Here is a 20,267-nt window from a genome sequence, read left to right as displayed (position 1 = left end):
GCTGACCTGGCACTTCTCGTCGCCCTCGGGACGAAAGGGCCCGCGCGATCATGTGGAACATGAGCTTCCGGTCGTGGTGATGCCGTACTCGTCCGCCGACGAAGCGGCATGGACCTCGTCGAATGGGTGGCCAGGACGGACGTGAGGGGTGATCATGAGAAGTCCAGAGCGCACTTCCCATGAGGAGGCACGGGTGGCCGAGACTCTGAAGAAGGGCAGCCGGGTGACCGGCGCCGCGCGCGACAAGCTCGCGGCAGACCTGAAGAAGAAGTACGACTCCGGTGCGAGCATCCGGGCGCTGGCCGAGGAAACCGGCCGCTCCTACGGATTCGTCCACCGGATGCTCAGCGAGTCCGGAGTCACGCTGCGGGGACGCGGCGGAGCGACACGGGGCAAGAAGGCGGCCTCGGCCTGACGCCGGGGCGGTCCGGCCGGGCCACCGGGTCTTCCGGTGGCCACCCGGTCGGCCCTGCCCCCGGCCGGGTGGTTACTGTGCAGTCACTTAGTACCTGACGCAGTGCTGCACCGGAACCGGAGGCGCTCCATGACCACGCTCGACGACTCTGAACCCGTACGCGAATCCGTACTCGACAAGGACGGTGTGCGGCTCACCGTCGAGGACGCCGTTGCCACGGTGACCCTGACCAATCCGGCGAAGCGCAACGCTCAGTCTCCCGCTCTGTGGCGGGCGTTGACGGAAGCCGGACGGTCGCTGCCGGGCAGCGTGCGGGTCGTCGTCCTGCGCGGGGAGGGCAAGTCCTTCTCCGCCGGACTCGACCGGCAGGCGTTCACGCCCGAGGGCTTCGACGGCGAGCCGTCCTTCCTCGACATGGCCCGGGGTTCCGGCGAGGACCTCGACGCGGTCATCGCCGAGTACCAGGAGGCGTTCACCTGGTGGCGCCGGAGCGACCTCGTGTCGATCGCGGCCGTCCAGGGACACGCCATCGGCGCGGGCTTCCAGCTCGCCCTCGCCTGCGACCTGCGGGTCGTCGCCGAGGACGTCCAGTTCGCCATGCGCGAGACCGGCCTGGGCCTCGTCCCGGACCTCACCGGGACGCACCCGCTCGTCTCGCTCGTGGGCTACGCCCGCGCCCTGGAGATCTGCGTCACCGGCCGCTTCGTGCACGCCGACGAGGCCGAGCGCATCGGCCTCGCCAACCTGGCCGTGCCCGCCGGCGACCTCGACGCGGCCGTACGGGACCTCTCCGCCGCCCTGCTCGCGGCGCCCCGCGACGCGGTCAACGAGACCAAGGCGCTCCTGCAGGGCGTCTCCGGACGCTCCTACGAGGAGCAGCGCGCCGCCGAGCGCGCCGCCCAGGGACGCCGTCTGCGCGACCTCGCCGGCCTCGGCGACTGACACCGGGCGCCCGGTGGGCGCGGCCCGCGTCCGGGCCGCGCACCCGTTCAGCGCAGTTCCGACACCAGCACCGTGACCGCGGCCGCCCCTTCGGCGGCCGCGGTCGCGGCGCTCCGGGCGGCACGGGCCACGTCCAGGGGGCGGCGGCCCGCCGTCACGGCCAGCTCCACCCGCACTCCGTCCCCGCCCCGCCGCACGGGCGGGCCCAGCACGTCCGTCACGCCCGCCACGCCCTCGACCCGCAGGACCGCCAGGGCCACCGGGTCGTCCGTCGCGGGTGAGGGCCGGCCCGGCGGGGGAGCGGCCGGCTCCTCCTCCGGCGGCGCGTCGAGCAGATCCGTCACCCGCAGGTCCACGGCGGTCACCGCGAGCCCGATCTCCTCCACCGCCGATCCGCGCAGGGCCGCCCGCAGCTCCTCGGTCAGCTCCGGCAGCGGCCGGCCCACCACCGCCCCGAAGTCCGCGGTGATCCGCAGCGCCCCCGGCGGCAGGCCGCCCGGCGGCACCGGAAGCGGCTCCGGCCCCTGCCCCCCGTCGGGGTCTGGCCCGACCCGGAGCGTGCCGGGCACCACCCCCCGTACCGTCGCGGCGGCCCGGTCGAGGACCCGCCGTACCGCGCGTTCCGTGATCCAGGCGCCGTCCTCCGCCGTTCCCAGCGGCAGCAGCCTGCCCGGTGCGAGACGGTCCCGGACCGCCGCCGTCCAACTCTCAGCCGTCGTCATTCCCCCAGATTGCCGCATTCGGTGAGCAAAATGGGGAAACCGCCCTTAACGTGATCGAAGAACCCCGAAATAACCCAGAAGGGGCGAAACTAATGACGGACACCACTCACTCCGGCGGCTCCTCGTCCGACGAGACGCGCCGCTCTCCCTTGGTGAAGCGCAGTGGCTCCGCCGCCACCCGGGGCAAGACGACCATTGCCGACGGCGTGGTGGAGAAGATCGCCGGGCTCGCGGCGCGCGACGTCGACGGCGTCCACGACATGGGCAGCGGCTTCTCCCGCACCTTCGGCGCCGTGCGCGACAAGGTCCCCGGGGGCAGCAGCAAGTCGAACGTCACCCGCGGGGTGAAGGCCGAGGTCGGCGAGGTGCAGACCGCGCTCGACCTGGAGATCGTGATCGAGTACGGCTACGCCATCTCCGACGTCGCGGGCAGTGTCCGGGAGAACGTCATCAACGCCGTGGAACGGATGACCGGCCTGGAGGTCGTGGAGGTCAACATCGCCGTCAGCGACGTGAAACTGCCCGACGACGACGATGACGACGGGGACGACGAGGACCAGCGCCGTCTCCAGTGACAACCTCCGGCGGCCGCCCCGGGCGGCCGCCGGAACCCGGTGATCAGGGCCAGGAAAGGGACTCGTACATGAGCATGGCGGTGGTCGGCCTGTTGGCCGGCATGGCTCTCGGCTTCGCCGGGTACTTCGGCGGCTTCGGAGCGTTTCTGCTGATCGCGGCCCTCGGGGCGATCGGCTTCGTGGCCGGTCGTTTCCTCGACGGAGACCTCGAACCCGGCGACCTGTTCCGGGCACGCGAACGCGGCGACCGGCGGCGGTGACGCGGGGTGGCGACGGAGCTGGCAGCGGCCCCGGCGGCGGACGCGGCACGGGACCCGGTCCGTGACCGGGGAGCGACCGACATCGCCGACCGGGTCGTCGCGAAGATCGCGGCACGGGCGGCCCGGGAGGCGCTGGGCGGCGTCCCGAAGGGCGGCTCGAAACCCCACGCCTCGGTCGACGTCCACCGGAACGCCGCCCGGATCGCGATCGACCTCGAACTCGACTACCCCTCCGACATCGGCCGCCGGTGCGGCGCCGTCCGGGGCCGGGTCCGCAGCCGGGTGGAACACCTCGTGGGCATGGAGGTCCACGAGGTGACCGTCCGCGTGGAACGCCTCCACTCCGCGCTCACCCGCGACGACTCACCGAGGGGCCGCCTCTCATGACCACCACCCAGGAACGGGCCGTCTCCCCCGCCCGGGAGGAAGAGCCCGACACCGCCCCCGTCGCCCGCGCCCGCCGCTTCTGGTCGGTGCGGCGCGTTCCGGCGGCCCTGCTCGCGGCCGTCGTCCTCGGCGGGGCGGGACTCCTCCTCTACGACGTGGCGGCCGTACGGGCCGACCACTCCGCCATGGCCTGGCGCAAGGAGACGGCCGACGGCCTCGCGACCCGGCCGCTCGACTCGGGGTGGGTCCTCGCGGGCGCCTCCGTCGCCGCGCTCCTCGGCCTCTGGCTGCTGCTCCTGGCCCTCACCCCCGGGCTGCGGTCCGTCCTCCCGATGCGCCGCGAGCACACCGACGTACGGGCCGGACTCGACCGCGACGCCGCCGCCCTCGCCCTGCGGGACCGCGCCATGGAGGTCTCCGGCGTCCGCTCCGCCCGGGTGCGCGTCCGCCGCTCCCGGGCCACCGTCCGGGCGGTCTCGCACTTCCGGGACCTCGACGAGGTCCGCACCGACCTGGAGCGGGCGGTCGGCGCGGGCATCCGCGACCTCGGCCTCGCCCGCCCGCCCGCGCCGAAGGTACGGGTGACCCGGCCGCCCGAGAAGGGATGAGCCGATGACCTCCCGGGACATGACGCCGACACTCCAGGAAAGGACCGCCAGGTGACCGTCGTCCTCCGCCGGGTCAACCGCGTCCTGCTCGGCCTCGCCGGGCTGATCCTCGTCCTCCTCGGCGGTTCCGTCCTCGTGGCCGCCGCCGGCCTCTCCGTACCGTCCTGGTGGCCCTGGTCGGGCCCCTCCGACGTCCTGCTCACCACCGCCGACCGGCAGCGCTGGCGGGACGAGGGCTGGTGGTGGCCGGTTGTCATCGCCGTCCTCGGCGTGATCGTCCTGCTCGCCCTCTGGTGGCTGATCGCCCAGTTCCGCCGGGCCAGGCTCTCCGAGGTCGTCGTCGACAGCGGCGACGGCGAGGAGGTGAACCTGCGCGGCCGGGCCCTGGAGGACGTCCTGGAGGCGGACACCGCCGACCAGGACGGCGTGGCCCGCGCCCGGTTCTCCCTCACCGGCCGCCGGGACGCCCCCCGCGCCCGGGTACGGCTGCGGCTCGAACCGCACGCCTCGCCGGGCGACGTGCTCACCACCCTCAGCGCCCGGACCCTCGCCCACGCCCGCACCGCGACGGGCCTGCCGTCCCTGCCCACCGAGGCGCGCCTGCGCGCGGTGAAGCACCGGGCCCGCCGGGTCTCCTGAGGACGGGACGGCGGGCCGGCCGGTTCAGAAGCCGCCGCGGGCCCCGCCGTCCACCGGCAGCATCAGGCCCGTCAGGTACGAGGCGGCCGGCGACAGCAGGAACGCCGCCGTCCGCCCGAACTCCTCCGGCGTGCCGTACCGGCGCAGCGGCACCGCGGCCTCGTTCGCCGCGCGGGCCGCGTCCGCGTCCCCGGAGAGCGCGTCGAGCGAGCGCACCCGGTCCGTGTCGATCCGGCCCGGCAGCAGCCCGACGACCCGGACCCCGCGCGGCCCCAGGTCGTTGGCGAGGGACTTGGCGAACCCCGCGAGCCCCGGACGCAGCCCGTTGGAGAGGGCCAGACCGGGGATCGGCTCGTGCACCGACCCGGACAGGACGAAGCCGATCACCCCGCCCTCGCCCAGCGTCCCGGCCGCCGCGCGGGCCAGCCGGACCGCCCCCAGGAAGACGGTGTCGAAGGCGGTGGTCCACTGCTCGTCGGTGTTGTCCGCCGCGAAGCCGGGCGCCGGGCCGCCGACGCTGATCAGGATGCCGTCGAAGCCGCCGAACCGGGACCTGGCCTCCGCGACCAGCCGGGCCGGGGTCCCCGGGTCGGCGTTGTCGGCGGCGATCCCGGCCGCGTCCGGGCCCAGCGCGTCCACCGCCTCGGCGACCGTCTTCTCCTCGCGCCCGGTGACCAGCACCTTGGCGCCCTCGGCGAGCAGTGCCTCCGCCGAGGCCCGGCCGAGCCCCCGCGTCGCGCCGGTCACCACGTACACACGGTCCTTCAGTCCCAGATCCATGGCCCTATCCTGCCGGGTCCCCGTCCTCCCCGGCCAGCGCGAACGCCGTGCCCACCAGGCCGATGTGGCTGAACGCCTGCGGGAAGTTGCCGAGCTGGCGGCCGGTCGCCGGGTCGTACTCCTCCGCGAGGAGGCCCACGTCGTTGCGGAGCCGGACGAGCCGGTCGAACAGCTCGCGCGCCTCCCCGGCCCGCCCGGTCAGCCGCAGCGCGTCCGCCAGCCAGAACGAGCAGACCAGGAAGGTGCCCTCCTGCCCCGGCAGGCCGTCCACCGACGTCGAGTCGGCGCTGTACCGGCGCACGTAGCCGTCGTGCGTCAGCTCCGCCCTGATCGCGTCCACCGTGCCCACCACCCGGGGGTCCTCCGGAGGCAGGAAGCCGACCTGGGGGATGAGCAGGGTGGCGGCGTCCAGCTCCCGCGAACCGTACGACTGGGTGAAGGTGTTCCGCACCGGGTCGTACGCCCTGTCGCACACCTGGGCGTGGATGTCGTCCCGCATGGCCCGCCACCGCGCCGCGTCCCCCGGCAGCGAGGGATCGGCCTCCAGGGTGCGCACGGCCCGGTCGGCGGCCACCCAGGCCATCACCTTGGAGTGGGTGAAGTGGCGGCGCGGCCCGCGCACCTCCCACAGCCCCTCGTCGGGCTCCCGCCAGGTCGACTCCAGGAACCCCAGCAGGCTCAGCTGGAGGTTCCAGGCGTGCCGCTCCGCCGGGATGCCGGCCTCCCGCGCGCGGTTGAGCGAGTCCATGACCTCGCCGTACACGTCGAGCTGGAACTGGTCCACGGCCGCGTTCCCGGTCCGTACCGGCGCCGAGCCGGCGTACCCCCGCAGCCACGGCAGGGTCGTCTCGGGCAGCCGTCTCTCCCCGGCCGGGCCGTACATGATCTGGAGGTCGGCCGGGTCGCCCGCGACCGAGCGCAGCAGCCAGTCCCGCCAGGCGGCCGCCTCCTCCACGTAGCCCGCGGCGAGCAGCGCGCCGAGGGTGAGGGAGGAGTCGCGCAGCCAGCAGGAGCGGTAGTCCCAGTTCCGCACGCCGCCGACCTCCTCCGGCAGGGAGGTGGTGGGGGCGGCGACGATCCCGCCGGTGGGGGCGTACGTGAGCGCCTTGAGGGTGATCAGGGAGCGCAGCACCGCCTCCCGGTGGGGGCCCCGGTAGGTGCAGCGCGCCGACCACTCCCGCCAGTCCGCGAGCGACTGCTCCAGGGCCTCGAAGGGGTCGACCAGGTCGGGGCGCGGCCGGTGCGAGGGGTGCCAGGTCAGGACGAAGGCCACCTTCTCCCCGGCGGCGACGGTGAAGGCGGAGCAGGTGGCGAACTGCTGGCCCCAGGTCTTCACGTGCGGCTCGCTGCGCAGCCAGACCGCGTCCGGCCCCGCGACCGCCACCCGGTGCCCGTCGGACCGGCGCATCCAGGGCACGACCGAGCCGTAGTCGAAGCGGAGCCGCAGGACGGAGCCCATCTCGACGCGGCCGCTGACGCCCTCCACGATCCGCATCACGTCGGGGTACGCGTCCCGCTGCGGCATGAAGTCGACGACCTTGACGGTGCCGGTGCGGGTCTCCCAGAAGGTCTCCAGGACGAGGGTGTCCCCGGCGTACCGGCGGGAGGCGCAGGTGGTGGCGCCCTTGGGGGCGATCCGCCAGTGCCCGTTCTCCTCGTCGCCGAGGACGGCGGCGAAGCAGGCGCCCGAATCGAACCGCGGCAGACACAGCCAGTCGATCGATCCGTCGCGGCCGACGAGGGCGGCGGTCTGGAGGTCCCCGATGAGGGCGTAGTCGTCGATGCGTTGCGTCACGCTCGGGCTTTTCCCGAATGCGACGGCGGTCAATCAGCGGGGCGACGGCGATCGGCCGCGGCGACGGCGGCGCCGCCCGGCGGACGGGCCGGGCGGCGGGCGGACGGGCCGGGCGGCGGGACGGCGCGCCGCCCCGGTCAGCGGGACGCGACGGGACGGGACCCGGCGGTGTCCGGCGCGGGCGCTCCGGAGGGCTCCGGCGGCCCGGAGGAGTCCGGGGCTCCCGAGGGCTCCGGCGGCCCGGCGGCGCCCGCCTGCTCGCGGTCGCGCTTCTCCCGGCGGACCAGGATCACCCAGCCGACGGGCACCCCGGCCGCGAAGAGCCACCACTGCACGGCGTACGCCATGTGGGCGCCGATCGAGTCGTGGTCGGGCGCGGGGACGGGTTCGATGGTGCCGCCGGCCGGGGCGGGCGCGATCTGCTCGACGTAGCCGCCCAGGACCTCGCGGCCGGTCAGCTCGGCCTGCTGCCGGCTGTTGATCAGCATGACCTGCCGCTCGGGCAGGCCCTTCAGGTCCTTGATGCCGCTGGCACCGGTGGTCTCGTCCGCCTTGAGGCGGCCGGTGACCGTGACCTCGCCCCGGGGGGCCGGCGGCACCGGGGGATAGGAGCGCTGGTCGGCGGCGGCCGGCACCCAGCCGCGGTTGACCAGGAGGACCCGGCCGTCCCGCAGGACCAGCGGGGTCAGGACGTGCACGCCCACCCGGTCGTCGGCGGAGGTGCGACGGCGGACGACCACCTCGTGGGCGGTGTCGAAGGTGCCGGTGGCGGTGACCGGACGCCAGTAGTCGGCGCGCGGGACGGTGTGCCCGGGGGCGGTGAGTTCCTCGACCGGGACGGGCTTCGCCGCGATGCTGTCCGCGATCAGGGCGTTCTGGGCGGTCCGGCGTTCGTGCCGGTGGAACTGCCAGAAGCCCAGCTCGATCATCGTCGGGACGAGGACGAGAGCCACGAGGGTGAGGATCACCCACTGCCGGGACAACAGGAAGCGGTACACCCCATGACGGTACAACTCCGCCCACGGGGTGCACGCGCGGGGGTTCGGCCCCGTCGGGAGGCCGTTTCCGGAAACGTTTCCTCAGACCTTGTCGACGATGCCCGCCTTCCCCTCCGCGCGGGCGCAGTGGCCGCCGCAGTACCAACTGCCCTCGACCTCGACGCCCTGTCCGATGATCTGGACGCGGCAGTGCTCGCAGATGGGCGCCATGCGGTGGATGGCGCAGGCGAAGCAGTCGAAGACGTGGACCGCGCCCTGGGCGTGGACCTCGAAGGACATGCCGTAATCGTTTCCGCAGACCTCACAACGTGCCATGCGCCACAGGGTGCGGTCCCCGGCGGGCGGACGCGGTCCGGCGCGCCCGCCGGGCCGCGCACGTCACCCGTCTGCCGGGGCCACGTCGCGCAGGAGCTGGGTGTAGGCGGCCTCGTCCACGACGGGCGTGCCGAAGGACCTGGCCTTGAGGGTCTTGGAGGTGGCGGAGTCCGGATCGTTGGTGACCAGCAGGCTCGTCAGCCGGGAGACGCTGCCGGACACGTGGAGGCCGGCCTCGACGGTGCGGTCCTCCAGGAGTTCGCGGTCGATGGAGGTGTCCCCGGAGAACGCCACCCGCATGCCCTGCTTGAGCGGCTTGTCCGCCTCGTACCGGCCGGGGTTGGGGTACGGGCAGGCCGGCCGCTTCCGCGAGGGACGCCAGCCGTTCGCCCGGGAGGAGGGGTACGGGGACGGGGCCGCCGGGGAGGCGTTCCACTCCGTCAGCGGACGGCACTCCAGGAGCGGCAGCCGTACGCCCCGCTCGGCCGCCGCGTGGAGGCTCGGCCGGAACGCCTCGGCGAGCACCCGGGCGTCGTCGAGGGCGTGGTGCGCGCGCTGCTGCACGACGCCGAAGTGCGCGGCGAGCGACTCCAGCTTGTGGTTGGGCAGCGGCAGCGACAGCTCCTTGGCGAGGGCGATCGTGCACAGGCGCTGCCGCACGGGGGCGGTGGACCGGGCCCGCGCGTACTCCCGGGCGATCATCTGCCAGTCGAAGATCGCGTTGTGCGCGACCAGGACCCGCCCGTCGAGGCGGGCCGCGAACTCGGCCGCGACCTCCGCGAAGAGCGGCGCGCCCTCCAGGGCGTCGCTGGTCAGCCCGTGGATCCACACCGGACCGGGGTCGCGCTCGGGGTTGACGAGGGTGTACCAGTGGTCCTCGACGTTCCCCCGGGCGTCCAGCCGGTAGACGGCAGCCGACACTATCCGGTCGTCCCGGGCGAGGCCGGTGGTCTCCACGTCGACGACCGCGTACCCCTGCGGGTAGGCGGCCGGCCACGCTGCTGCTGTCGTGAGGTCGTCGGGCATGGTCATTGAGGATACGGGCCGGGACCGACACTTCTCTCCCCGGTGCCCCGCGGACCCCCTTCCCCCGGAGGGCGGCGGCCCGGATTCCTCTTGTCGGAAGGTGCCAAAGCCCGCTGACAACCCGTCTCACATACTTGTTGGTAACAACGTCTAGCCGCGCCCCGGCCCCCGCCTCTACCGTCGACGGCATGCCGAACCTGCCCGATGTCGTGCTCTGGTCCATACCGGCGTTCGTCCTGCTCACCGTCGTGGAGATGATCAGCCACCGCCTCCACCCCGACGAGGAGGCCGCCGGGTACGAGGCCAAGGACGCCGCCACCAGCATCGGCATGGGCCTGGGGAGCCTGGCCTTCGACGCCCTGTGGAAGATCCCCGTGGTCGCGATCTACACCGCCGTCTACGAGCTGACCCCGCTCCGCGTCCCCGTCCTCTGGGGGACGATCCCGCTCATGCTGCTCGCGCAGGACTTCCTCTACTACTGGCAGCACCGCGGGCACCACGTCGTCCGCGTCCTCTGGGCCTGCCACGTCGTCCACCACAGCAGCCGCAAATTCAACCTCACCACCGCCCTGCGCCAGCCGTGGACCAGCGTGACCTCCTGGCCGTTCTACCTGCCGATGATCGCCCTCGGCGTGCACCCGGCGGCCGTCGCCTTCTGCTACTCGGTCAACCTCGTCTACCAGTTCTGGATCCACACCGAACGCGTCGGCACGCTGCCCCGGCCCTTCGAGTACGTCCTCAACACCCCCTCCCACCACCGCGTCCACCACGCCTCCCAGGGCGGCTACCTGGACCGGAACTTCGGCGGCATCCTGATCGTCTGGGACCGGATGTTCGGCTCCTGGGTCGGCGAGACCGAGCGGCCCGTCTACGGCCTCACCAAGAACATCGAGACCTACAACCCGCTCCGGGTCGCCACCCACGAGTACGCGGCGATCGCCCGCGACCTGCGGGCCGCGAGCGACTGGCGGGAGCGGGCCGGGAGGCTCTTCCGGGGCCCCGGCTGGCAGCCCGGGACGCCCCCGTCCCCGAAGCCCGGCCCCGCCGCCGGGGAGCCCGCCCCGGAGGCCGCCGCGTGAGCGCCCCCGCCGCGCCGCGGACCGCGCCGCCCGACGCGCGCGCGACCCCCCTCTCCCGCGCGCTGCTCGCCGCCCTCGGGCTCGCGGCCGCCGTCGACCTGGTCTCCCTGCTCGCCGGTGCCGGGCCCGGCCACCAGATCGCCAAGCCGCTCCTCATGCCCCTGCTCGCCGCGTACGCCGCCACCCGGGGCGCCCCGAAGCTCCTGCTCGCCGCACTCCTGTTCGGCTGGGGCGGCGACGTGTTCCTGCTCTTCGGCGCCGACTGGGCCTTCCTCGCCGGCATGGGCTCCTTCGCCGCCGGACACGTCTGCTACCTGGCCCTCTTCGGCCGCCGGCGCACGTCCCCGGCGCTCGGCGCCCTGTACGCGGCCGCCTTCGGCGGCACCGTCGCGCTCCTGTGGCCCGACCTCCCGGCCGGGCTGCGGATCCCGGTCGCCGGGTACGCGCTGCTGCTCACGGCCACGGCCTGGCGCGCGAGCGCCCTCGGACCCCTCGCCGGCCTCGGCGGCGCCCTCTTCCTGCTGTCCGACACCCTCATCGCCACCGGCGTCGCCGCGTGGCCGCAGCCGCCGGTGCCCGACTTCTGGATCATGCTGACCTACATCGCCGCCCAGTGCCTCCTGACCGCGGGGGTCCTCCGCGCGTCCCGGAGCGGAAGGTAGGGGCCCCGGGGTCCCTACCTTCCGTCCGCCCTCCGTACGGCGGGGGCGGACGCCGGGACGCCCCCTACCGCCACACCGGCGCGTCCGCCCCCGGCAGCCCTGGCGGACGCGACCAGCCCGCCGGGCCGCCCTCGTACGCGACGGGCGACAGCGCGTGCCGCAGCCGCCCGAGCGGGCCCTCCGACTCGGCGAGGTACCGCTCGGGGTCGTACGCGGGCAGCGCGTGCGTCAGCCAGTGGCCCGTCCGCGCGAGGGCGACCCGGACCAGCCGGGTGCCGCCGTCCCGGTCCTGCTCGGTCAGCGTCCGCAGGACCGCCGCCGCCAGGAGGTAACCGGTGCCGTGGTCGAGCGCCTGCGCGGGCAGCGCGCCCGGCTCCTCCGCCGAGCCCTCCACGACGGCGATCCCGGTCGCCGCCTGCACCAGGGAGTCGAAGCCGCGCCGCCCGCCCCACGGCCCGTCCTCGCCCCAGGCCGAGACCCGGGCCGTGACGAGCCCCGGGCGGTGGAGGCCGAAGCGGTCGAGGGCGCCCGGCCGGTAGCCGGTCACCAGCACGTCGGCCGCGTCGAGGAGCGCGTCGAAGGTGCGCCGGTCCGCGGGGCGGTCCAGGTCGAGGGCGGCCGTCCGCTTGCCGGCGTTCGCGTCCGCGTGCTGGTCGGGCAGCTCCGGACGGTCCGGCGGGTCGATCCGCAGCACGTCCGCGCCGAGCAGCGCCAGCGTCCGGGTCGCGACCGGCCCGGCGAGCACCCGGGTCAGGTCCAGGACCCGGAGCGGCCCCGAACGGCGCCGGGGCGGCGCCTCGTCGAGGCGCTCCCGGGTCAGCAGGGGCCGTGCCGCCACCTCCCGGCCCTGCGGGTGCGCCGCCCACTCCCCGGGCGTGCGCACGGCGACGGCCAGGCCCCCGGCCCCGTACACCGCCGTCTCGACCTCGGCGGCCCGGCGCCCGCCGATCGCCGCCGCCACGTCCTCGACCGTCCCGGACGGCACGCCGAGGGCGGCGAGCAGCGCCGCCCGGTGGTGCGGGTAGTTGGCGTGGGTGCGGACCCAGCCGTCGGCCGCCCGCCAGAACCGCGAGAGGGGCGCGAAGTTCACCGGCGCCCGCCCGTCGATCCGCAGGTGACGCTCGCTCACGAAGGCCGTGGCCACGGCTCCGTCGTCCACCCGGACCGGTCCGGGCAGTCCCGCCCGCTCGACCGCCGCGAGCCCGGCCGCCGCGACCGAGGCCCGCGCCAGGTCCATCACCGGCAGCCGGGCCGGCAGCAGACCCGGGGGCCCCGTGAACGCGACCCGGTCGACCAGGGCGGGGTCACCGCCGAGCGCCGACCACAACAGCTCCGTACCGGTGCGCGCCGTGTGCGCCGTGGTGTCCATGCCCGCACTATGGCAGCCGGTGCCACGCGAAAGGGCCCCGGTGCGGCGTACCGCACCGGGGCCCGATGACCGTCGTTACCAGCGGACGGCGTCGAGCGCGTCGATCAGACCGGCTCCGTAGAAGCCGTTCTTGTTCTTGCCGCCCTCGCAGACGGCGTCGATCTTCCCGTCGCCCTCGATGTCGTACGGGTTGGTGCAGGCGCGCTTGTCGGCCTGCGCGTACAGCAGCGCCTTGAGCGCCGCCGGGCTCGCGTGCGGGTGCGTCGACTTGATGAGCGCCAGGACGCCCGCCGCGTGCGGCGAGGCCATCGACGTGCCCGCCTTGTAGTTGTAGCCGCCGTTGACCGTGGTCGACAGGATGCGGCCGTTGACCGCCGGGGCGTCCGGGGTCTGGTACTCGGTGCGGTCGCCGCCGGGGGCGGCGACGTCGATCACGCCGAGGCCGTAGTTGGAGTAGGACGCCTTCAGGTCCTTGGCGCCGGTCGCGGAGACCGTGACGACGCCCGGCAGCATCGCCGGGTAGTCGAAGCACTTCTTCGGGTCGATGACCCGGTCGCCCGGCGTGGAGTCGTTCGGGCTGCTGTTGTCGAGGATCGAGTCGGCCGCCAGGTCGAACTTGGAGTTGCCGGCCGCCGCGACGTTGACCGTGCCCCTGCGCTCCGCGTAGCGGGTGGCGCGGGTGACGGCCTCGATGAGGGCCTTCTGGTCCGCGTCGTCCTTGCACGCGAACATCCACGGGTCGGTGTAGTAGCTGTTGTTCGTGATGTCGATGCCGTGCTCGGCCGCCCACACGAAGCCGCAGACCACGGCCTCCGTGTAGAAGAAGCCGTCCGGGGTGGACACCTTGATGCCGGCGAGCTTCACGCCCGGCGCGACGCCGGTGACGCCGATGCCGTTCTTGGCGGCGGCGATCGTGCCGGCGACGTGCGTGCCGTGGTCGCTCTCGCCCGGGTTCGGACGCCACGAGCCGGCGGTGGTGTCCGGCTTGCCGGACACGCAGTTGGCGGACTTCGCGGCGTTGAAGTTCGGGGCCAGGTCCGGGTGGGTGTCGTCCACACCCGTGTCGATGACGCCGACGGTCACGCGCTTGCTGCCGAGCGTCCGCCGGTGCGCCTGGTCGGCCTTGATGGCCGGGAGGTCCCACTGCAGGGGCTCGAGGGCGTCCTGCTCGTCCGTCGCCCGGGCCGCGGCGGCCTTGGCCTCGGCCTGGGTCAGCGTCTGCGAGCCCTCGTCGACGGAGTCGTCGGTCTGCACGGACAGCGGAGCGGTACGGGTCGCGCCGGCCGACACCACGCCGCGCGCCGTGCGGATCGTCTTCGCGAACTCGGGGTTCTGCGAGTGGACGACCACCACGCCTATCTGGTCGTACGAGACGACGATCGTGCCGCCCGCGGCGGCTATCGCCTTCTTCACCGACCTGGCGGCCGAGCGGCCCCCGTCGACGTTCACGACGTACGACAGGGTCGGCCCGTTCGACGCCACCGTGGCGGCCGCCGGGGCGTCGCTCAGTTCCGCGGCGGTGGCGGCGCCGGAGGGAAGGAAGCCGAGCGAGGCCGTGAGCGCGAGGCCGACGGGCAGAGCGAGAGCTCGGCCGCGCCTCGATCCCAGATGAGCCATGGGTTCTCCACATCATCCGTATGTACTGGCCGCGCGCGGGTTTACGCGCGATCAGGTGCATGACGAGTGAAGCTATCGCCGTCTTCCTTCCTCATCAATGAGTTGAGAAGACTTCATGAAGATCTGCCCGAGAAAATCCTCGGAGTGAACCGCTTCGCTTCCCCCTCCGTGCCGTTGTGCAGGGGAGGGCTCCCCGGAGCCCCCGGCTCCCACACGCCGGTGAAGCCCCCTCCGAGCAAGCCGTCCGTCCCGCGTCACGAGGAGAGTCCGTGGCTATCGAACCACCGCCGCCCGCCCCCCACGGCACGGAGACCGAGCAGGGTCCCGCGTCACCCACCACGGAACAGTTCATCCAGGTGCAGGAGGGCGCGGAGTTCGGCGAACTGCGCCGCGCCCACCGGTCGTTCGCCTTCCCCCTCACCCTCGCCTTCATCGCCTGGTACCTGCTGTACGTGCTGCTCTCCAACTACGCGGGCGACTTCATGGGGACCAGGCTCTTCGGCAACGTCAACGTGGCGCTCGTCCTGGGCCTCGGCCAGTTCCTCACCACGTTCCTCATCGCCTGGTTCTACTCGCGGCACGCGGCGAACAAGCTCGACCCCCGGGCCGAGGCCATCAAGTCCCGTATGGAGGGCGACGCATGAGCACCCCCGTCCTGTTCGCGGCGGGCAACGCCACCAGCGAACACCGGCCCCTGATCATCGCCCTGTTCGGCGCCTTCGTGATCGCGACCCTCGTCATCACCGTGTGGGCCGGCCGGCAGACCCGCAGCGCCGCCGACTTCTACGCCGGCGGACGCCAGTTCACCGGCTTCCAGAACGGCCTGGCGATCTCCGGCGACTACATGTCCGCCGCGTCCTTCCTCGGCATCGCCGGGGCCATCGCCCTCTTCGGCTACGACGGCTTCCTCTACTCGATCGGCTTCCTCGTCGCCTGGCTCGTCGCCCTGCTCCTGGTCGCCGAACCGCTGCGCAACTCCGGCCGGTTCACCATGGGCGACGTCCTCGCCTACCGGATGCGCCAGCGCCCGGTCCGCACCGCCGCCGGCACCTCCACCATCGTCGTCTCGATCTTCTACCTGCTCGCGCAGATGGCCGGGGCGGGCGTCCTCGTCTCGCTGCTGCTCGGCATCACCAGCGACGGCGGCAAGATCGCGATCGTCGCCCTCGTCGGCGTCCTGATGATCGTGTACGTCACCATCGGCGGCATGAAGGGCACCACCTGGGTGCAGATGGTCAAGGCCGTCCTGCTCATCGCGGGCACGCTCCTGATCACCTTCCTCATCCTGCTGAAGTTCCACTTCAACCTGTCGGAACTGCTCGGCGCCGCCGCCACCAACAGCGGCAAGGGCCAGGCGTTCCTGGAGCCCGGACTCAAGTACGGCGCCAGCGCGACCTCGAAGCTCGACTTCCTCTCGCTCGGCATCGCGCTCGTCCTCGGCACCGCCGGCCTGCCCCACATCCTGATCCGCTTCTACACCGTCCCGACCGCCCAGGCCGCCCGCAAGTCGGTCAACTGGGCCATCGGCATCATCGGCGCCTTCTACCTGATGACGATCGTCCTGGGCTTCGGCGCCGCCGCCCTGCTCAAGAACAGCGACATCGTCGCCTCCAACAAGGCCGGCAACACGGCCGCCCCGCTCGCGGCCCTGGAGGTCGGCGGCGGAGCCGGTTCCACCGGCGGCGCGATCCTCCTCGCCGTGATCTCGGCCGTCGCCTTCGCGACCATCCTCGCCGTCGTCGCCGGACTGACCCTGGCCTCCTCGTCGTCCTTCGCCCACGACATCTACGCCAACGTCATCCGGCGCGGAAAGGCCACGGAGAAGGAGGAGATGCGGGCCGCCCGCTGGGCGACGGTCCTCATCGGCGTCGTCTCCATCGCGCTCGGCGCCCTCGCCCGCGACCTCAACGTCGCCGGTCTGGTCGCCCTCGCCTTCGCGGTCGCCGCCTCCGCCAACCTGCCGACGATCCTCTACTCGCTCTTCTGGAAGCGGTTCACCACCCGGGGGGCCCTCTGGTCCATCTACGGCGGTCTGGTCTCCGCCGTCGTCCTGGTCCTGTTCTCGCCCGTCGTCTCCGGCAAGCCGACCTCGATGTTCAAGGGCGTCGACTTCTACTGGTTCCCGCTGGAGAACCCCGGTCTCGTCTCCATCCCGCTCGGCTTCCTGCTCGGCTGGCTCGGTTCGGTCCTCTCCAAGGAGGAACCGGACAAGGGCAAGTACGCGGAGCTGGAGGTCAAGTCCCTCACCGGCGTCGGAGCGCACTGAACCGTATACGGTCCGCCCCGTACGGAGGGCCGCGTCGTAGAGTTCTACGACGCGGCCCCGCCGGTCCTCGTGACAAACGGTCCTGCCCGACGCCGGGCCGCTCGCGTAGGCTCGGAAGAGGCGATCGAAACGAACCGATCCACAGACGGGGAGGGGGCCCAGCGTGCTCATCGACACCTTCGGCCGGGTCGCCACCGACCTGCGCGTCTCGCTCACGGACCGGTGCAACCTGCGCTGCACCTACTGCATGCCGGAAGAGGGCCTCCAGTGGCTCGCCAAGCCGGACCTCCTCACGGACGACGAGATCGTCCGGCTCGTCCGCGTCGCCGTCACCGGCCTCGGCGTCACCGAGGTCCGCTTCACCGGTGGCGAACCGCTGCTCCGCCCCGGGCTCACCGGGATCGTCGAGCGCTGCGCGGCCCTGGAGCCCCGCCCCCGGACGTCCCTCACCACCAACGGCATCGGGCTCAAGCGCACCGCCGCCGCGCTGAAGGCCGCCGGCCTCGACCGGGTCAACGTCTCCCTCGACACCCTGCGCCCCGACGTCTTCAAGACCCTCACCCGCCGCGACCGGCACCGGGACGTCCTCGACGGCATGGCCGCCGCCCGTGACGCCGGCCTCGTCCCGGTCAAGGTCAACGCCGTCCTGATGCCCGGACTGAACGACGACGAGGCGCCCGACCTCCTCGCCTGGGCGATCGAGGAGGGGTACGAGCTGCGCTTCATCGAGCAGATGCCGCTCGACGCCCAGCACGGCTGGAAGCGCGACGGCATGATCACCGCCGGGGACATCCTGGAGTCCCTGCGCACCCGCTTCACCCTCGCTCCGGAAGGGGCCGACGAGCGCGGCTCGGCCCCCGCCGAGCGTTGGACCGTCGACGGCGGGCCGCACACGGTCGGCGTCATCGCCTCCGTCACCCGCCCGTTCTGCCGCGCCTGCGACCGGACCCGGCTCACCGCCGACGGACAGGTCCGCACCTGCCTCTTCGCCACCGAGGAGACCGACCTGCGGGCCGCGCTCCGCTCGGGCGCGGAGGACGCCGAGATCGCGGAGATCTGGAAGAGGGCCATGTGGGGCAAGAAGGCCGGCTCCGGCCTCGACGCCCCGGACTTCCTCCAGCCCGACCGCCCGATGTCGGCGATCGGCGGCTGAGGCGCCCGGGGGCCGTCCGCCCCCGCCCCCGGCCCGGGGGCGGCCCCGGACCGCCGGACAGGGCTCAGGACCCGTCCGGCGGGCCCGCGGGCTCCCAGTCGGCCAGCGGGACGACGTCCTTCAGGAAGCCCCGTACGCCGAGGAACCCGGAGAGGTGCTCGCGGTGCTCGTCGCACGCGAGCCAGGTCTTGCGCCGCTCGGGCGCGTGCAGCTTGGGGTTGTTCCACGCGAGCACCCAGACGGCGTCGGCGCGGCAGCCCTTGGCGGAACAGATCGGCTTCTCTTCGCTCACCCGGTCATTGTCCGGCAAAGGCGATGCCGGGCAGCCACGGGGGGAGCTGCCCGGCATCGGTCTCTCGCTCCGACGGGGGATGCGGAGCGCGTAGGAAGTATGTCACGGCACCCCGGGTCGGGTGCACGGGAACCTCAGGATTGATTTGAGCTTTTCTTGAGGTTTCCGGTCGTCGGCCGTGATCAGTTCCGGCCATACGGGCGGGCCCGGTCCGGGTCCGTGTCCGCCGCCCCGCCGGCGCCGAGCGCGGGCCGCACCGGGGCCGGCACGAACGTGGACGGGAGGGAGGGCGCCGTCTCGCGTCCCGCGTTGGCGATCACCACGGCGACGTACGGCAGGAGGATGCCCAGGGCGAGCGCCACGAAGGCCACGTGCCGCTCGACGTTCCAGAGGACCGCGGCGGCGATCACGGAGAGCGTCCGGACCGTCATCGAGATGACGTACCTCCGCTGCCGCCCCCGGACGTCGTCGGCGAGCCCCTGCCGGGCCCCGGTGATCCGGAAGACCTCGGTTTCGCCACGCTTCGGCATCGCCGCTCACCACCCGCCGGTCGCGCCGGACCCACCCCGGTCCGGTCCTCGTCCCACCGTACGCCCGCCCTCCGGCGCGGACGAGACCGGGGCACGTATGGCGCTGTCCGACATGCGGCGCGTGCCCGAAGAGCCGAGACTGGGTCCACGTGCGTACAAGGAGGCGACTATGAGTTGGTTGTGGGCGATCATCGTGGGACTCGTCCTCGGTCTGATCGCGAAGGCGATCCTGCCGGGCAAACAGCAGATCCCGCTCTGGCTGACGGTCGTGTTCGGCATGCTCGGCAGCGTCCTCGGCAACGCGGTCGCGACCTGGATCGGAGTGAACGACACCAAGGGCATCGACTGGATCCGCCACCTGCTCCAGCTGATCGGCGCCGTCGCCGTCGTCGGCGTGGGGGACACCCTGTGGGCCTCGCTCCGGGGCAACAGGCAGCGGACCTGAGCGCACGGACGAAAACCGGGAGGCCCGGTACGGCACCTCAGGTGCCGTACCGGGCCTCCCGGTTTCCGCGCGGGCCCGCCGGGCCCGTCAGGCGCCCGTGTACTCGACGGCCGCCAGGTTCTTCTTCCCGCGCCGCAGCACCAGCCAGCGGCCGTGCAGCAGGTCGTCCGCCGACACCTCGGCGTCCTCGGCGGTGACCTTCGCGTTGTTCACGTACGCCCCGCCCTCCTTCACCGTCCGGCGCGCCGCCGACTTGCTCGCCACCAGGCCGACCTCCGCGAACAGGTCCACCACCGGGCCCAGCTCCGGCACGCGCGCGTGCGGCAGCTCGGACAGGGCGGCGGCGAGGGTGGCCGGGTCCAGCTCCGCCAGGTCGCCCTGGCCGAACAGCGCCCTGGAGGCGGCGACGACGGCCGCGCACTGCTCGGCGCCGTGCACCAGGGTGGTCAGCTCCTCCGCGAGCGCCCGCTGCGCGGCCCGCGCCTGCGGCCGCTCGGCGGTCTGCGCCTCCAGCTCCTCCAGCTCCTCGCGGGACTTGAAGGACAGGATGCGCATGTACGTCGAGATGTCCCGGTCGTCCACGTTCAGCCAGAACTGGTAGAACGCGTACGGCGTGGTCATCTCCGGGTCCAGCCAGACGGCCCCGCCCTCGGTCTTGCCGAACTTGGTGCCGTCCGCCTTGACCATCAGCGGGGTCGCGAGCGCGTGGACCTCGGCCCCCGGCTCCAGGCGGTGGATCAGGTCCAGCCCGGCCACCAGGTTGCCCCACTGGTCCGAGCCGCCCTGCTGGAGCGTGCAGCCGTAGCGGCGGTACAGCTCCAGGAAGTCCATGCCCTGGAGGAGCTGGTAGCTGAACTCGGTGTAGCTGATGCCCTGCTCGGACTCCAGGCGCCGGGCCACGGAGTCCTTGGTCAGCATCTTGTTGACCCGGAAGTGCTTGCCGATGTCCCGCAGGAACTCGATCGCGGAGAGCCCGGCCGTCCAGTCCAGGTTGTTCACCATGACCGCGGCGTTCTCCCCCTCGAAGGAGAGGAACGGCTCGATCTGCGAACGCAGCCGGTGCACCCAGTTCGCGACCGTCTCCGGGTCGTTCAGGGTGCGCTCCGCCGTCGGACGCGGGTCACCGATCTGCCCGGTGGCCCCGCCGACGAGCGCCAGCGGCCGGTGCCCGGCCCGCTGGAGCCGGCGGACGGTGAGGACCTGGACCAGGTGGCCCACGTGGAGGCTGGCGGCGGTCGGGTCGAAACCGCAATAGAACGTGACGGGACCGTCCGCGAGAGCCTTGCGCAGTGCGTCCTCGTCGGTGGACTGGGCGAAGAGCCCGCGCCACTTCAGCTCGTCGACGATGTCCGTCACGATCGTCCGTCTCCTTGGTCGAATGGGGTGGTGCCG

At 73.3% G+C, this 20,267-nt stretch carries 24 protein-coding genes; 13 read left to right on the top strand and 11 right to left on the bottom strand.

The window, feature by feature from the left end; translation table 11 throughout:
• The first annotated feature begins 193 nt into the window (after positions 1–193).
• Together ACZ6AQ_RS00240 and ACZ6AQ_RS00235 are read left to right on the top strand one after the other, a co-directional pair.
• The gene (locus ACZ6AQ_RS00240) at positions 194–415 is read left to right on the top strand and encodes a helix-turn-helix domain-containing protein (protein ID WP_006123601.1); all 222 of its coding nucleotides are present in this window, start codon (positions 194–196) and stop codon (positions 413–415) included.
• A gap of 129 nt (positions 416–544) precedes the next feature.
• On the top strand, positions 545–1,357 hold the full coding sequence (locus tag ACZ6AQ_RS00235) for an enoyl-CoA hydratase/isomerase family protein (protein WP_468756323.1): 813 nt from the start codon (positions 545–547) through the stop codon (positions 1,355–1,357).
• Between the two features lie 47 nt (positions 1,358–1,404).
• Here the strand turns inward: ACZ6AQ_RS00235 and ACZ6AQ_RS00230 are convergent, their stop codons facing one another.
• Positions 1,405–2,079 (bottom strand): hypothetical protein, encoded by a 675-nt coding sequence (locus ACZ6AQ_RS00230; RefSeq protein ID WP_468756321.1) that lies wholly within the window; start codon positions 2,077–2,079, stop codon positions 1,405–1,407.
• A gap of 92 nt (positions 2,080–2,171) precedes the next feature.
• On the opposite strand from ACZ6AQ_RS00230, the gene ACZ6AQ_RS00225 reads away from it, so the two are divergent.
• The 5 genes from ACZ6AQ_RS00225 (at position 2,172) to amaP (ending at position 4,548) form a co-directional block, all read left to right on the top strand.
• Positions 2,172–2,654: an Asp23/Gls24 family envelope stress response protein gene (locus tag ACZ6AQ_RS00225; protein ID WP_468756320.1), complete on the top strand. Its 483-nt coding sequence runs from the start codon at positions 2,172–2,174 to the stop codon at positions 2,652–2,654.
• Positions 2,655–2,722: 68 nt separating this feature from the next.
• Positions 2,723–2,914: a hypothetical protein gene (locus tag ACZ6AQ_RS00220; protein ID WP_468756319.1), complete on the top strand. Its 192-nt coding sequence runs from the start codon at positions 2,723–2,725 to the stop codon at positions 2,912–2,914.
• Between the two features lie 6 nt (positions 2,915–2,920).
• Positions 2,921–3,301, top strand: coding sequence for an Asp23/Gls24 family envelope stress response protein (locus ACZ6AQ_RS00215; protein ID WP_468756317.1), 381 nt, complete (start codon positions 2,921–2,923; stop codon positions 3,299–3,301).
• A complete protein-coding gene (locus ACZ6AQ_RS00210) occupies positions 3,298–3,909 on the top strand; it encodes a DUF6286 domain-containing protein (protein ID WP_468756316.1) in 612 nt (203 codons plus the stop codon). Before ACZ6AQ_RS00215 ends, ACZ6AQ_RS00210 begins: the two co-directional genes overlap by 4 nt.
• 51 nt (positions 3,910–3,960) lie before the next feature.
• On the top strand, positions 3,961–4,548 hold the full coding sequence (gene amaP, locus ACZ6AQ_RS00205; RefSeq protein WP_468756314.1) for an alkaline shock response membrane anchor protein AmaP: 588 nt from the start codon (positions 3,961–3,963) through the stop codon (positions 4,546–4,548).
• 24 nt (positions 4,549–4,572) lie between these two features.
• Here amaP and ACZ6AQ_RS00200 read toward each other — a convergent pair whose 3' ends face one another.
• The 5 genes from ACZ6AQ_RS00200 to ACZ6AQ_RS00180 all read right to left on the bottom strand — a co-directional run bounded on the left by ACZ6AQ_RS00200 (position 4,573) and on the right by ACZ6AQ_RS00180 (position 9,468).
• Positions 4,573–5,328: an SDR family oxidoreductase gene (locus ACZ6AQ_RS00200; RefSeq protein WP_468756313.1), complete on the bottom strand. Its 756-nt coding sequence runs from the start codon at positions 5,326–5,328 to the stop codon at positions 4,573–4,575.
• 4 nt (positions 5,329–5,332) lie between these two features.
• Positions 5,333–7,123, bottom strand: coding sequence for a glycoside hydrolase family 15 protein (locus tag ACZ6AQ_RS00195; protein WP_468756312.1), 1,791 nt, complete (start codon positions 7,121–7,123; stop codon positions 5,333–5,335).
• 137 nt (positions 7,124–7,260) lie between these two features.
• Positions 7,261–8,121: an SURF1 family cytochrome oxidase biogenesis protein gene (locus ACZ6AQ_RS00190; RefSeq protein ID WP_468756311.1), complete on the bottom strand. Its 861-nt coding sequence runs from the start codon at positions 8,119–8,121 to the stop codon at positions 7,261–7,263.
• An 81-nt stretch (positions 8,122–8,202) separates the two neighbouring features.
• Positions 8,203–8,436, bottom strand: a complete 234-nt coding sequence (locus ACZ6AQ_RS00185; protein WP_388691915.1) for a hypothetical protein — start codon at positions 8,434–8,436, stop codon at positions 8,203–8,205.
• 63 nt (positions 8,437–8,499) lie between these two features.
• The gene (locus ACZ6AQ_RS00180) at positions 8,500–9,468 is read right to left on the bottom strand and encodes a DEDDh family exonuclease (RefSeq protein WP_388691918.1); all 969 of its coding nucleotides are present in this window, start codon (positions 9,466–9,468) and stop codon (positions 8,500–8,502) included.
• 182 nt (positions 9,469–9,650) lie between these two features.
• Between ACZ6AQ_RS00180 and ACZ6AQ_RS00175 the strand changes: the two genes are divergently transcribed.
• Positions 9,651–10,541: a sterol desaturase family protein gene (locus tag ACZ6AQ_RS00175; RefSeq protein WP_468756310.1), complete on the top strand. Its 891-nt coding sequence runs from the start codon at positions 9,651–9,653 to the stop codon at positions 10,539–10,541.
• Entirely contained in the window at positions 10,538–11,203 is a 666-nt protein-coding gene (locus ACZ6AQ_RS00170) for a lysoplasmalogenase (RefSeq protein ID WP_468756309.1), read from the top strand. The genes ACZ6AQ_RS00175 and ACZ6AQ_RS00170 overlap by 4 nt, the downstream gene beginning before the upstream one ends.
• Before the next feature lie 64 nt (positions 11,204–11,267).
• Here the strand turns inward: ACZ6AQ_RS00170 and ACZ6AQ_RS00165 are convergent, their stop codons facing one another.
• Together ACZ6AQ_RS00165 and ACZ6AQ_RS00160 are read right to left on the bottom strand one after the other, a co-directional pair.
• Entirely contained in the window at positions 11,268–12,572 is a 1,305-nt protein-coding gene (locus ACZ6AQ_RS00165) for a CoA transferase (protein WP_468756307.1), read from the bottom strand.
• Positions 12,573–12,647: 75 nt separating this feature from the next.
• Complete coding sequence (locus ACZ6AQ_RS00160) at positions 12,648–14,189, bottom strand: S8 family peptidase (protein ID WP_468756306.1); 1,542 nt, start codon at positions 14,187–14,189, stop codon at positions 12,648–12,650.
• Between the two features lie 269 nt (positions 14,190–14,458).
• Here ACZ6AQ_RS00160 and ACZ6AQ_RS00155 point away from each other — a divergent pair, with 269 nt between their 5' ends.
• The 3 genes from ACZ6AQ_RS00155 to moaA all read left to right on the top strand — a co-directional run bounded on the left by ACZ6AQ_RS00155 (position 14,459) and on the right by moaA (position 17,608).
• Positions 14,459–14,833: a DUF485 domain-containing protein gene (locus ACZ6AQ_RS00155; RefSeq protein ID WP_468756305.1), complete on the top strand. Its 375-nt coding sequence runs from the start codon at positions 14,459–14,461 to the stop codon at positions 14,831–14,833.
• Entirely contained in the window at positions 14,830–16,455 is a 1,626-nt protein-coding gene (locus ACZ6AQ_RS00150) for a solute symporter family protein (protein ID WP_388691934.1), read from the top strand. Before ACZ6AQ_RS00155 ends, ACZ6AQ_RS00150 begins: the two co-directional genes overlap by 4 nt.
• Positions 16,456–16,618: 163 nt before the next feature.
• Positions 16,619–17,608 (top strand): GTP 3',8-cyclase MoaA, encoded by a 990-nt coding sequence (moaA, locus tag ACZ6AQ_RS00145; protein WP_468756304.1) that lies wholly within the window; start codon positions 16,619–16,621, stop codon positions 17,606–17,608.
• Between the two features lie 64 nt (positions 17,609–17,672).
• On the opposite strand, the gene ACZ6AQ_RS00140 is transcribed toward moaA, so the two are convergent.
• Positions 17,673–17,900, bottom strand: coding sequence for a hypothetical protein (locus ACZ6AQ_RS00140; RefSeq protein WP_468756302.1), 228 nt, complete (start codon positions 17,898–17,900; stop codon positions 17,673–17,675).
• Between the two features lie 182 nt (positions 17,901–18,082).
• Positions 18,083–18,430, bottom strand: a complete 348-nt coding sequence (locus ACZ6AQ_RS00135) for a DUF3099 domain-containing protein (protein WP_468756300.1) — start codon at positions 18,428–18,430, stop codon at positions 18,083–18,085.
• Between the two features lie 169 nt (positions 18,431–18,599).
• Between ACZ6AQ_RS00135 and ACZ6AQ_RS00130 the strand changes: the two genes are divergently transcribed.
• The gene (locus tag ACZ6AQ_RS00130) at positions 18,600–18,875 is read left to right on the top strand and encodes a GlsB/YeaQ/YmgE family stress response membrane protein (protein ID WP_388691943.1); all 276 of its coding nucleotides are present in this window, start codon (positions 18,600–18,602) and stop codon (positions 18,873–18,875) included.
• Positions 18,876–18,962: 87 nt separating this feature from the next.
• Here the strand turns inward: ACZ6AQ_RS00130 and tyrS are convergent, their stop codons facing one another.
• Positions 18,963–20,231: a tyrosine--tRNA ligase gene (tyrS, locus tag ACZ6AQ_RS00125; RefSeq protein ID WP_468756299.1), complete on the bottom strand. Its 1,269-nt coding sequence runs from the start codon at positions 20,229–20,231 to the stop codon at positions 18,963–18,965.
• Positions 20,232–20,267: the final 36 nt, after the last annotated feature.

It is taken from the genome of Streptomyces sp. NPDC041191 (genome assembly GCF_055591945.1).
This window is presented reverse-complemented; position numbering and strand designations above follow the sequence as displayed.